Origin of the sequence: Brevibacillus brevis, from assembly GCF_001039275.2 — a bacterium.
Taxonomy (GTDB): domain Bacteria; phylum Bacillota; class Bacilli; order Brevibacillales; family Brevibacillaceae; genus Brevibacillus; species Brevibacillus brevis_C.
On sequence record NZ_CP030117.1, the window covers coordinates 3135832 to 3147606 of the forward strand.

11 protein-coding genes are annotated in these 11775 nt (G+C 46.8%); 8 read left to right on the forward strand and 3 right to left on the reverse strand.

What is annotated here, in order from left to right; genetic code table 11:
• Nucleotides 1-448 precede the first annotated feature (448 nt).
• Both AB432_RS15540 and AB432_RS15545 read right to left on the reverse strand, forming a co-directional pair.
• On the reverse strand, nucleotides 449-1480 hold the full coding sequence (locus AB432_RS15540) for a YkvI family membrane protein (RefSeq protein ID WP_048033051.1): 1032 nt from the start codon (nucleotides 1478-1480) through the stop codon (nucleotides 449-451).
• Nucleotides 1481-1635: 155 nt separating this feature from the next.
• On the reverse strand, nucleotides 1636-3030 hold the full coding sequence (locus tag AB432_RS15545) for a membrane protein (RefSeq protein ID WP_048033052.1): 1395 nt from the start codon (nucleotides 3028-3030) through the stop codon (nucleotides 1636-1638).
• A 234-nt stretch (nucleotides 3031-3264) separates the two neighbouring features.
• Between AB432_RS15545 and AB432_RS15550 the strand changes: the two genes are divergently transcribed.
• The 3 genes from AB432_RS15550 to AB432_RS15560 all read left to right on the forward strand — a co-directional run bounded on the left by AB432_RS15550 (nucleotide 3265) and on the right by AB432_RS15560 (nucleotide 6756).
• A complete protein-coding gene (locus tag AB432_RS15550; RefSeq protein WP_048035837.1) occupies nucleotides 3265-4566 on the forward strand; it encodes an AAA family ATPase in 1302 nt (433 codons plus the stop codon).
• Nucleotides 4567-4578: 12 nt separating this feature from the next.
• Complete coding sequence (locus AB432_RS15555; protein WP_048033053.1) at nucleotides 4579-6297, forward strand: hypothetical protein; 1719 nt, start codon at nucleotides 4579-4581, stop codon at nucleotides 6295-6297.
• 159 nt (nucleotides 6298-6456) lie between these two features.
• Nucleotides 6457-6756 (forward strand): MarR family transcriptional regulator, encoded by a 300-nt coding sequence (locus tag AB432_RS15560; protein WP_048033054.1) that lies wholly within the window; start codon nucleotides 6457-6459, stop codon nucleotides 6754-6756.
• A 62-nt stretch (nucleotides 6757-6818) separates the two neighbouring features.
• On the opposite strand, the gene AB432_RS15565 is transcribed toward AB432_RS15560, so the two are convergent.
• On the reverse strand, nucleotides 6819-7697 hold the full coding sequence (locus tag AB432_RS15565) for a 5'-3' exonuclease (RefSeq protein ID WP_048033055.1): 879 nt from the start codon (nucleotides 7695-7697) through the stop codon (nucleotides 6819-6821).
• Between the two features lie 250 nt (nucleotides 7698-7947).
• Here AB432_RS15565 and AB432_RS15570 point away from each other — a divergent pair, with 250 nt between their 5' ends.
• From AB432_RS15570 to AB432_RS15590, 5 genes are all read left to right on the forward strand, one after another.
• The gene (locus AB432_RS15570) at nucleotides 7948-8154 is read left to right on the forward strand and encodes an alpha/beta-type small acid-soluble spore protein (RefSeq protein WP_048033056.1); all 207 of its coding nucleotides are present in this window, start codon (nucleotides 7948-7950) and stop codon (nucleotides 8152-8154) included.
• A gap of 187 nt (nucleotides 8155-8341) precedes the next feature.
• Entirely contained in the window at nucleotides 8342-8599 is a 258-nt protein-coding gene (locus AB432_RS15575) for a hypothetical protein (RefSeq protein WP_048033057.1), read from the forward strand.
• A 104-nt stretch (nucleotides 8600-8703) separates the two neighbouring features.
• Nucleotides 8704-9579, forward strand: a complete 876-nt coding sequence (locus AB432_RS15580; RefSeq protein WP_048033058.1) for a M23 family metallopeptidase — start codon at nucleotides 8704-8706, stop codon at nucleotides 9577-9579.
• Nucleotides 9580-9593: 14 nt separating this feature from the next.
• Nucleotides 9594-10409, forward strand: a complete 816-nt coding sequence (locus tag AB432_RS15585) for a GTP pyrophosphokinase (protein ID WP_048033059.1) — start codon at nucleotides 9594-9596, stop codon at nucleotides 10407-10409.
• Between the two features lie 71 nt (nucleotides 10410-10480).
• Entirely contained in the window at nucleotides 10481-11701 is a 1221-nt protein-coding gene (locus tag AB432_RS15590) for a D-alanyl-D-alanine carboxypeptidase family protein (RefSeq protein ID WP_048033060.1), read from the forward strand.
• The last annotated feature ends 74 nt before the right edge of the window (nucleotides 11702-11775 follow it).

Genomic DNA, 11775 nt, shown 5'->3' on the forward strand with positions numbered 1-11775 from the left:
GTGACAAATGTTACCATTCGTATGCGAATAAATGAAAGAGTTCGAGTATGAATATGTCTGGCGGGTACACAATATGGTTCGCGATGCAAAAGTCTTGGGTCTAGGAGAGTCTATACGTGGGAGCAGACTATGGAAGGTGCTCTCGCTGATTTACGTTCGCTCAATTGCTATAGTAGTGAACAATTGATCATTTATAGTAAAAAGCCGACTGCTTCACGACGGAGAGTCGGCCTTTTACGTATCGTACATATGTGAATGACTGTTGAGAAATGCGGATTAATTACGAATTATATATTGATATTAATTAAAAATTGTTCGTGAATATTGAGCCGCTATCTCACTTTGTTAAAAAATTCTCGGGGGTAATACTTTTGGTTATCGTAAGTGACTATCCTAAACACGAACAATATGCGATCTTAATCTTGATTTGAGAAGTGGTCGTCTGTTTTTAAAATCTATGCCGAGGGATCGTCCCTGGAACCGAAATCCGACAGAGCGTAGACAACCCCAAATACCCAAACAACGGATATAAAAACATCAGCAACTGACTATACCCGATCAGGCACAATACGAAAGCAGTAGAGAACAAATACAAGTAAAGGCGCGTTTCCGGAACGTCCAATAATTCACGCAGCTGCTGACCAATCCCGAACACGTTCGAAATCAATGTGGTAAAAATCTCGGAATAGAGCACGAAAACAAAGAACAGCTGGAGCCACTCGTTCCATTGGTCCGTTACAAAAAGAATCGGGATATTCATGAGACGGACGTCGTCCCAGTTGGCCAACATAGCAGTATGGACGACGAGGAGCATAAATCCAAGCACGACCCCGCCAATGACGGCTGCCCGAAACAAAACAACCTTGTCGCGGATCGCATAACCGATCGGGATGAGAACGGATTGGGCCATGGCCAGGTTAAATGACACGTATAAGACTGTTTTCCATAAGAAGGAGTAATCGGATGGGGTCGAGAGAGGCATGGGGGAATCTGCGGTGCCATCCAGTAAAATGAGCAAAGCGAACAATAACATGGATGGCACGACAATCGCATTTACGACGAGTAATTGCTCCAACCCTTTTCGCAGAAGCAACAGGGCGAACAGAACGGTGGCGATGGTCCCGATCAAATATGGAATGTCAAACTGCTCCTCCAAGACCGAACCCGCTCCTGCCAGCATGACAGTCGTTACGCCAAAAAGGGTGAGAAAGACCAAAATATTCATCGCACGACCGATCATCGGTCCAAACAGTCTTTGATTAAAGGATTCATAGGAGGGTGTGCGCAAATGATGAGCGATTAGCATCATCTTGTAGCCCAACCAAACAAAAAGAGATGTGGCGAGCAGGATGCCGATTGTTCCGGCATGGCCGTAAGCGGTGAAAAACGCGAGGATTTCTTGACCGCTCGCAAACCCGGCGCCTACGACGGTTCCAATGTACGTTGCTGCGACCTGGATACTTTTTCCCCACAACTTCATACTGGTTTTTTCCTTTCTCATCTAAATAGATGCTAGTACAAGTGTATGAGTCTCGGAGAAAAACAGAATGAAAAAACTTGTCTATCTCATCACCCAACCAAGGAAAAAAGCGAACGGCACGAGACCATTCGCTTTTTCGTATAGATACCGACGCTTTACAGAAGAAACATCGCCACGATTGTGGTCACCAAAAGTCCGATCGCCACGGGATACAGATTTCGTCTCGCCAGCTCAAAAGGGTCTACTCCGCAAATCGCCGCAGCAGGAATCAATGCCCAAGGAATGATCGTACCACCGCCGACCCAGATGGCGGCAATCTGTCCGAGCGCTGTTAACGTAGCGGCACCGGCACCTAAAGCAGTTGCGAATAGTTGAGCCAAAGAGCCAGCCAGCGTAATACCAGAGAACCCTGAGCCATCGAGCCCTGTAATAACCCCTACTGCGGATACAGTAAGAGCAGCTACTTCCGTGTTAATGGGAATCGTCTGTGCAAGCGCCACTCCGAGGTCGTTCACGATTCCGTGTGAACCCTGCGGCAGCATCTCCCCAAACACTTTGATAAACCCGCTGTCGCCCATATAAAAGAAAGCAGCAATCGGGATGACCGGACCAAATACTTTAAAGCCGAACTGAAAGCCTTGAATCAGATGTGTGGTTACCTGCTCGAGACCACTTTGCTTGTGCGCAAGCATCGTTGCGATAATGAGAATGAGCAGGGCGGTTCCGCCCACAAGCGCCGTTGCATCTCCTCCGCGTAAATCAAAAGCAAACATGGCCACGACATCGAGGATAAATAAAACCGGTACAAGTCCAGCCAACGCACGACGCACGCCATCTGATAAAGGGACTCGTGCGGAAGTAAAAACTTCATCGGGTACGACTGTCTCTTTGGGAGACGCGAGCACGCCGAGCTTCATGTCTTTTTTCAAATACCAGAATGCGATGGCAGTTGTCACGACGCCCATAATGATAACGAGAGGGACGCTGGCTGAAATCACGTCCGAGACAGGGATTCCTGCGGCTTTGGCCGTTAAAGTGGGAGCCCCCTGAATAATGTAATCGCCGGACAGCGCAATCCCGTGTCCAAACAAGTTCATCGAAACGGCGACACCCATCGCCGGCAGGCCAGCGCGCAATGCCACGGGCAACATAACAGCACCGATTAGTGCGACAGCTGGAGAAGGCCAGAAAAACCAGGAAATGACCATCATGACGATCCCGATCACCCAATACGCCAATGTAGGATTTCGAACTAAATGAGTCATCGGCCGAATCATCGTTTCGTTTACGCCCGTATCCGTCAAAACGTGACTCATGGCAACGATGATGCAGATAACTAAAATCGTCGGCAATAGCTCGGTAATCGCGTAGATGAAGCTGCCAAATATTCCGCCGACGGCTGCCGTCACAGACCCTGTCGCGACGAAACCGAGGATTGCTATGCCCACGATACTAATCAGACTCGTATCTTTTCGTAAAACCATCACGAGAATAATGCCAATCACGAACAAGACATACACACCATGTATCCACAAAAGCTCGATCCCCATGTCGCACCCTCCTTTTTCGTTACTCCGATGTAAGTACCTTGATGTCACAACATATGCGAAAAATAGGCCATGGGTGAAAGCACACTCTAGAGAGAACAAGTGAATCCACTGGAGAACTGGCATTTTTGTCCATGATATGCCACTATTAATGAATGACGTAAATTTGGGTTCCAAGCAAGAGAGGGGGATCGGCACTTCGACGTCTGTAACCAGCCCGTCGTGCAGCCAACTACGATGAATTCGACTACACCCATCCAACGTAAAATGGACCAGGCAATTGAGCTTTTGGAGCGCCGTTTCCTGGAAAGAAGTGAACTGATTCGCCTTTTAATGCTCGGCATTATGAGCGGGGAAAATGCTTTGTTAATCGGTCCGCCGGGAACAGCCAAGTCTCAGCTAGCACGATCTGTTTCTCAGCTATTCGGATCGGAACATTGGTTCGAGTATTTGCTTACCCGTTTTACGACCCCCGATGAGATATTCGGTCCGGTCTCCCTTCAACAATTGAAACTGGATCAATACGTACGAAAAACAACAGGCTATTTACCCAACGCTCAGTTTGCGTTTTTGGATGAAATTTTCAAAGCGAATAGCGCGATTCTGAATGCGTTGCTTTCTATATTGAACGAACGAATCTATTTCAATGGCAGAGAAAAAGAGGAGGTTCCGTTGCAATTTTTAATCGCTGCATCGAATGAACTTCCTGATGACGATGATCAATTGTCAGCTCTTTATGACCGCTTCCTGTTTCGCTATGAAGTTCACTATTTGAAACATGCTTCCAGTTACGAGCGCATGTTTTCATTGCCTACGACGCCTCTTCCTGTTGTGTTCTCTCTGTATGACGTGAAGGATATTCAAGCGGCAGCGAAGCAAGTGGTTATTCCAGAAACCATGATTTATTTCTTGTACCGTCTAAAACAAGACCTGGAAGTAAAAGAGTATGTGCTCTCCGACCGTCGCTGGAGCAAAATCGCGCATGTATGGCGAACTTCTGCTGCCTTGCATGGACGTGAGCAGGTGACAATCTGGGACACGGTTTTCACTCCGCATATGCTGTGGAATGTTCCTGAGGACTTGTCGGTCATGCAGGAAGCGTTTGAACAACAATTTACGGAAATGCTGAAGAATGATATGGAGAATGAATTGCCACTCCAGCGCTTCGGACAAATTGCGGATAAATGGAAGGAAAAAGAATCGGAGCTGCATGCCTTCCAGTTTAAAAAGGAAGTGGGCGCAAAGCTGGGCAAGGAAGCGATGGAGCGCAATGTCCGGTTGTTGGAAGAGAGTCGCGAAGAGGTAGAAGAGACGGCGCGAGACTTGCGTAATCGTCTCATTCAGTGGGAGAAGCGCGAGCACGATCTGCATGCCTACGTCCTGGAAAAAAACCGCTTGATTCCCCATGTAGAAAAATACGCGGTCAAATATTCGTACCTGCGAATTGAAGGCGAACGGATTTTGCAGCAACTACAGCGCACGTATCGGACGATTTTTGACAAGGAAATCCCCGGGGCGGACTACGATTTTACGTTGTAGGGGGTAGTTTGTATGATCATTCGTGCTAGCGGTGTTGATCGCTATGTATTTGAAACGTACCTTGCCTCTTCGCGAACCGCACAGGAATGGGTTCATGAGGCGAGGGCACGAGCAGCATGGTTTGATTTGGAGCTCTTGGCTGATTTTTTCCTCGTCTTTTATTTGGATAAGCCGGAGATCGATCTGACGCAAGAATCTACTCCTTTTCATCATTGGATGATTCGTACACTGATGAAGCAGTATTTTACACGCATGATTCATCCTCGTACAGTCGGGCAGGAAAGCGCGTCGTTCAAAACCGCAATCAAGGCCTTGCTGTGGCTGACAGAAACGTTTTCTGAGGAAGTGAAGCAGCGGGAGAAGGATCAACGGCTTTCTCCGCTCATAACCGGCTTAAAAGACCAGCAAGGCCAGGAAGGAAGTCAACAAGCACAGCTTTCCGAGCTTTTGACAGAAAAACAAAAGGCCAAGCTCGAGTTAGTTGGTTACACGCTTCAGCAGGGGAAGCGGGTCGTGGAAGACAAGCAAGAGGCCATGGACACCAAGCCGTTAGTGCGGGCAGAGGTATTGTCTTTGCAAAATCGCATTACGGAGCTGCAAGAAGAAATGAAAATCCAGTTCACGAAACGGACCAAGCTCCTGCAAAAGGTGAAAAAACTGGAAACTGACCTCGCCCAACGCGAAAAGCAGCTAGATCGACTGGAAAAGCAAGAGAAGGAAGCGATCGCCGCTTTTGAAAAAGAGCTCGGACAATGGCTGGAGCAATCGTTAAAGGCGACGCTATCTACTGAAGAACTCGATACGCTTTTTGTTGAAGAGGTATTTACGGCCAGTCAGCGTTTTGCCAACCGAAGCTGGGGGCATGAGTTAGGCAAGCTGCGCAGGCAAAGCTTTGAGCAGTATTTGAAATGGATTGAGAAATTGAAGCGCCATCCTGACTTGATTGCTTTTCTGAACGAGGTAGGCAGGCAAGTCCATCGCTTTCGTGTGAAGCGCAAAGAAATTCGCTCCAGACATTTTCCTGAGGAATACTATGATTTGCGCCAATCGGGCGATATTGCCCACATGCTGCCTGGTGAAGCTGTGCTTCTTGCTGATCCGGACTTTGAGAACTACTTCATGCTCAAATGGCTGGAGCAAAAGCTCATGACTTACGATACTTCGGGATGGGTGGAAGAACCGCCAAAAGGTCCGGTAATCTGCATGCTGGACACATCCCACTCGATGCGCGGAAGTAAGCTGCGACTTGCGCAAATTTTCCTCATGACGTTTGCCGCCCTCTCGATGCTGGAAAAGCGTGATTTTATCCTCCTCTTGTTCGGGGCAAAAGGCGAGATCAGAGAGCAACCGCTTTATCACAAAAAGCCAGATTGGCCTGCCTTTTATGGCTTGGCGCAAATGGCGTTCGGCGGTGGGACTCACTTCGACGCCCCGATGAAGCGAGCCATCGAGCTGGTTGAAAAGGAACAAGCGTGGCGTGGAGCAGATTTTGTCATGGTAACAGATGGAATCGGGGGCATTTCTCCTTATGTCCAAGAAAAACTCATCTCTTTGGGTCAGCATAAACAAGTTCGCTTGCACAGCTTGATTGTGGGTTCTGCGAGGCAGCATCTCGTACAAGCGTATGATTTGCTGGGCGTTTCTCACCGTGTCAAATTTGCGACGAGCTGGGAAGCGGATGGGGAGGAGAACACAGGACTGCTCCTGGATGTTTTTCAAGCAGCTAAATAAGTGATTCGACATCACTTCCAAATCTCGTCTCCTCTTGTGGGACGGGATTTTTTTAATGTAGTTTAAGAAAAAGTTTAACTCTTACCCACTTTTTTCTTTAATAGTTTCGTCTATTCTGAGCATAAGCTAGCAAAAGGTAAATGGTAAAAGGAGGACACGATGAAGGAATTGATCAAGCTGGCCAAGCTTATACGGGGAGCCAGTGTCTTGTTTTCAAATATGGCACAAAAAGAGCTAGAGACAAATGAACTCAATTGGCAACAAGTATTGATTCTTGAATTTCTAGGAAACGGGCCAAAAACAATGGGGGAAATCAGCAAGGCTGTTAATTTGTCAAACAGCACAACGTCAGGCTTAATTAGCAGGCTGGAGGAGGAAAATTTGGTGCGAAGATTCCGAGACCGAACGGATCGCCGAATCGTCTGGGTTTCCCTGACGGAGCGATTATGCAGTGCATAAAGAAATCGGCTGAAAAAAAGTGGATAGACCGCTTCTTTCTCAGCCGATGATTATAACTTCAATTAGCCGACTCTCGCTGCCATTGTACGTCCGAATTCAAGCTCATCGAATTTGCTCTGAACGGCTTGACGATCGTATTCCCACACGGCATCCTCCAACGTATACTCCACCGGAACATCCCGAATAATCGTAGCCAGCTTTCTGCTCAAGTACACCTGATCGCGATTCTCTTCCAGCTTGCTGCGCATTTTAGGCGTACAGCTTGCCAGATTTACATATAGGTTGTCCAGATCACCATGCTCAGTAATCAGCTTTGTCGCTGTTTTCTCACCAATTCCTGGACAACCTGGAATACAGTCAGATGCATCTCCCATTAAAGCTTTGACGTCAACGACCTGTTCAGGTGAAATTCCACGCAATGCCAAAAGGCTCGCTGGATTATAATGCTCGTGTTTGCCACCATTTTTCAGGATTTTAACACTAACTCGCTCAGATATGAGCTGCAAGCTATCGTAATCACCTGTCGCAATGATGACCTCGTGTCCTTCTTCGGAAAGACGTGTGGAGAGCGTACCCAATACATCATCGCCTTCATAGCCAGGGCAACCCAAGTTCGGAACCGAGAACGCATCCGTTATTTCTTTCACCAAATCGAATTGTGGAATGAGCTCTTCCGGTACAGCTTGACGATTTGATTTATAGCCGTCATACCATTGGCTGCGCACCAAAGACTCGCGCGAAGCGACATCCCAGCCCACCACGAGATGAGTAGGGCGTGTCAATTCTGCGTAATCGAGCATCATTTTGGTAAATCCATAAACCGCATTTGTGTACACACCTGTTGAAGTCTGGCGATAGGCTCCACCCCAAGCAGAACCATAAAAGGCGCGAAACAAAAAGCTCATACCATCGATGAGCAGTACTTTTCCTGAATCACTCACAAAACTTTGCCCCTCTCACTACCAAACTATACGCACCATTATAGCATAAAGGAGCGGGACAACCTTGTCAGATTTTACAACTGAAATAACGTGAGAAAGTGTGCATGTACTTTTGTTACGGTGGGATGATAGTACCACAAGAGGTCAACAACCACCTCTTGAATATCAACTTCCGGTCTCAAGGCGAGAAGCAAAACGCTGGCGGTTCAAACCCGTCCCGGGAGAAAAAACGCGTCGGGAGGAATCAATCATGGCTAACAACCAAGGTGGAACCAACAATCTGGTAGTTCCTCAAGCGAACCAAGCTTTGGACCAACTGAAGTATGAGATTGCATCTGAATTTGGTGTAAATCTCGGACCAGACACTACTTCTCGCCAAAACGGTTCTGTTGGTGGCGAAATTACCAAGCGTCTGGTGAGCTTCGCTGAGCAACAATTGGCAGGTCGTCAAGTTTAACGTACTGACAAGTAAATAGCTGGATGAAGAGAGGTCCCTTTTGAGGGGCCTTTCTATGTTTACCTATGAAAAGCCCTTTTCTTTCCTGTGTGGTGCAAACACACAAGCACAATCGCGGACTAGTCATATGGTGTAACGAACAGTTAACTATCCTCGTTTGTCCAGTGGAAAGGAGCGACGTCCGGCTATGAAGAAAAAAGAAGTGAAGCAGCTTTTAAAACAGCATCCCGAATTTGAAGCGTGGGTTCTCGAGGATTCCATGCGGATTAGAGCGGTCAAAAGCAACCCCGGTATGGCGGAAGAATTGTTTAAAAGATGGAACGACCGAAAAAAAGGGCTACTTGACTTTGAAGGCATCTCGCAAAAAACCAAACGTGCGAGTGAAATGCTGACAGGCGTGCAATCCATCATGGAAATGATGTCGGATTATTCGAAGAAACAGTAAGATTACATTTGGAATGATTGGAGAAGGCTAGCTCATTAGCCTTCTTTTTCTTTTTCCTTTCAGAGTGTGTTTTGTTATACTAGAAAATGGGAGGGAGCATGTCTATGTTCAAATCAATGGTTAGTCTTATGTTGGTCACAGCATTGACGCTCGTCTCTGGGACAAGCATATTCAGCCAGACAGTAGAAGGGGTCTACGCCCAAACAACGAAACAACAGCCAGCGATCAGCGTAACGCCAGCCAAAACATATCCTGGGGACGTTATTTTTGTACGCAGTAAAGAGCCACAAACGGTAACGGTATTCTCACAGAACTATCGATTGCAAAAGACACAGGATGAGTATGCCCGGTTTATCCCGATTCCTTTTAACACGAAAGCAGGGACCTATAAAGTTACATCTGCTGACAAAAAACTTTCCGTAACAGTGACAATCGCACCGAAAAAATTTGAAGTAGATAAGCTCACGGTAAGTAAACAGCTCAACAACATGCGTCAGGATACAAAACGAATCAATGCAGATCAAAAAAAGATCAATGCAGCCAGATCTAACTCGAGAGCGATTCCGTATTTCTCGGAGCCGTTTACACAGCCAGCAGTCGGAAAATTAACGACTCCATTCGGCTACCAGCGCGTAGTAAATGGTGTACCGGCCAACAGACACGCGGCGATTGACATCGCGAACAAAACTGGAACGCCAATTTTGGCGAGCAACCATGGGAAAGTGGTTCTGGCCGACTCTTTATACTTAACAGGAAATACCATCATCATCGATCACGGGTTAAATATTTTTTCCATATATGCTCACTTGTCCAAGCTAGGTGTCAAGACAGGGCAAGAAGTGAAACAGGGACAGGTGATTGGACAAATGGGTAGCACCGGTTTTTCTACAGGTCCTCACCTTCATTACGGCATGTTAGTGGGTAATACGTATGTAAATCCGCAGCCGTTTTTTGATGCATCACCTTTCCTCTGGAAGTAATTGGAGGTGTCTTCATGAGAGTCACAAATGTGCCAAGCAAGGTGCTCAACAACATGGTTCATTTCTTGGCGCCGTATGAACAGGCAGTCGAAGAGCTAAAGTTAAAATTAAAAGGAATTAAATACGGCTTTCTCAAAAGCGGCCGTTATTCTCCTATTGAATTTGTTGTCGGACGAGTAAAAAAAGTCGACAGTTTAGTAAAGAAGGCGAACGAAAAAGGAATCGACTTTTTGGGAGATCATTGGCAGAATGACGTCGCCAAGGAAGTCCAGGATATCGCGGGCCTTCGAGTCGTATGCCGCTATGTAGACGATGTACGCGAGGTACAGCAGTTGTTGCAGGAGCGGGAGGATATCATCATTCACGATGTCAAAGACTACATCGCAGCTCCAAAGGATTCCGGTTACAGAAGTATTCACATGATCGTTTCTTATACGGTTTACCATGGCAGCGAAAAGAAAACACTATTTTGTGAGATCCAAATTCGTACATTGGGCATGAACTTCTGGGCGACAAATGAACACGAACTGCGCTACAAGTATGCGGGCAACATTCCGACAGATGTGTTGGAGCAGCTTCATGAAGCGTCCGTGATCACACATCAGCTCGACGTGTTGATGAACAATTTACGTCAAGAAATTCTCACACCAGCAGAAGTTGATACAACACTGGAAGAAAAATTGGAAGAAATATTTTCCCTGTACGTCAAGCAGGATTTGGATTCTGCTGCAGCCTTGTACAGAGAACATGTCAGTGGCTTCGAAGAGGCTTTTGCTGACAACCCTAAGTTTAAAATGATTCACGATTTGTTGGGAATCCGGTTGAAATAACGTCTTTTGTTGTCCTCAGACCACATGTAACCTGAAAAAACGCGACAAAGTAGGAAAGGATATTGACTAACATGCGCTTTTTGCTAACGAACCTACTCGTTGTGGTGATGGTTTTGTTCAACCTTGGCACGCCTTCCGCTTTTGCCGAGGAGTCATCAAGCCTGGAGCCTAACACTCTCACTGGACAATCAGCCATTCTGATTGATGCTACAACGGGACAAGTCTTGTTTGAAAAGAACTCTCATGAGAAGTTGTACCCTGCTAGTATTACAAAAATCGCAACAGGTATTTACGCGATAGAAAAAGGGAATCTGGATGATACTGTCACTGTCTCCAAAAAAGCACGCCGTGAAGAAGGAACACGTGTCTATTTGGAAGAGGGAGAACGGATTTCTCTTCGCAATTTGTTGTACGGACTGCTCATGAATTCAGGTAACGACGCTGGTACAGCGATTGCGGAGCATATGAGCCAGACGACAGAGCGTTTTGCAGTGGATTTGAACGCTTATTTGAAAGAAAAAGTAGGAGTCACCGAAACGAATTTTACCAATCCACACGGACTGCATGATCCAAATCACTACACGACTGTCTCTGACATGGCCAAAATTTCGCAGTACGCGATGAAAAACCCCGTTTTCAGGGAAATTGTCGGTACGAAGCGTCTGCCTTGGCATGGACAAACGTGGGAAACAGTATTGGTGAATCACAACAAGCTCCTGCGCGATTACGAAGGCGCGACGGGAATGAAGAACGGTTTCACAGATCAGGCGATGCATACGCTGGTAGGCTCCGCTAAGCGTGGAGAAATGGAACTCATCGCTGTCACGATGAAGGCCTCTACAAGTGCAAATGCATACAAAGATGTGAAAAAGCTACTGGACTTTGGCTTTCAAGGATTTGAGACCAAATCCATTGCCAAAAAAGGCGATTCTTTTTCAGAAGTAGCTGTTCCTGGCAACAACTCGGTTGTAACTTTTACAGCCAAGGAGGATTTGTATGCGACGGTTCCCAAAGGGGCGGAGCCTTTGGTAGAGCTAAAAGCAGATGGGAGCCTGTTTGTACAGGCTGGCAAGCTAGCCGTCTCGTATCCATTGCTTCGTCATGATCCGCCTGCTCCAGCTCCTGCTACTGTGTTTGGGGACTCAGAAAGTGGCAACACACATCCACTAGCCCGCTATAGCGTATTAATTGTCTGGTTAGGAATGAACCTATTCTTAATCGTGTATACGTTTTCCCGTGCTCAGAGGAATAAACGAATTCGCGAGCGTAGTCTTCAACGGCGGTTCCATTAATACAAAAATGAGAATTACAACAGGACGTGGCCATAAACACGTCCTGTTTTTTGCGATATGACGGTGAAACCGAG

Coding starts and splice junctions, on each gene's coding strand:
- AB432_RS15590 (WP_048033060.1), top strand. CDS start 10,481: ATGCGCTTTTTGCTAACGAACCTACTCGTTGTGGTGATGGTTTTGTTC.
- AB432_RS15560 (WP_048033054.1), top strand. CDS start 6,457: ATGAAGGAATTGATCAAGCTGGCCAAGCTTATACGGGGAGCCAGTGTC.
- AB432_RS15550 (WP_048035837.1), top strand. CDS start 3,265: ATGAATTCGACTACACCCATCCAACGTAAAATGGACCAGGCAATTGAG.
- AB432_RS15585 (WP_048033059.1), top strand. CDS start 9,594: ATGAGAGTCACAAATGTGCCAAGCAAGGTGCTCAACAACATGGTTCAT.
- AB432_RS15575 (WP_048033057.1), top strand. CDS start 8,342: ATGAAGAAAAAAGAAGTGAAGCAGCTTTTAAAACAGCATCCCGAATTT.
- AB432_RS15555 (WP_048033053.1), top strand. CDS start 4,579: ATGATCATTCGTGCTAGCGGTGTTGATCGCTATGTATTTGAAACGTAC.
- AB432_RS15545 (WP_048033052.1), bottom strand. CDS start 3,030: ATGGGGATCGAGCTTTTGTGGATACATGGTGTGTATGTCTTGTTCGTG.
- AB432_RS15580 (WP_048033058.1), top strand. CDS start 8,704: ATGTTCAAATCAATGGTTAGTCTTATGTTGGTCACAGCATTGACGCTC.
- AB432_RS15540 (WP_048033051.1), bottom strand. CDS start 1,480: ATGAAGTTGTGGGGAAAAAGTATCCAGGTCGCAGCAACGTACATTGGA.
- AB432_RS15570 (WP_048033056.1), top strand. CDS start 7,948: ATGGCTAACAACCAAGGTGGAACCAACAATCTGGTAGTTCCTCAAGCG.